Here is a 312-nt window from a genome sequence, read left to right as displayed (position 1 = left end):
AGGCCGTCTTTCGTTCTTCGGTAAGTTTTGTTTAATTATTAAAGGTAGTCCCAAAATATCTGCTCTTTAGGGCTTTTTAATTTTTACTTTTGATTTTTAACTTTTTAAGTCTTTCTACTCAATACTTTTTACTTCTAAAAAGGAACAACCATTCATAAAAAACAGAATATCCCGAAACGCATGAGCAATCCCCTAGAGCCGGAAAGATGAAAAAACAGCAGCAGAAATTAAAAAGCCAGCACAACCAAGCCTATAGCGTATGCGGTTTTGCGTTCGAGTTTGTAAAAGCATTCATAAACCACGACCGAGCAA

Source organism: Pedobacter glucosidilyticus, assembly GCF_002483235.1.
In the GTDB taxonomy this organism is placed as follows: domain Bacteria; phylum Bacteroidota; class Bacteroidia; order Sphingobacteriales; family Sphingobacteriaceae; genus Pseudopedobacter; species Pseudopedobacter glucosidilyticum_B.
Note: the sequence above shows the minus strand (reverse complement) of the source record.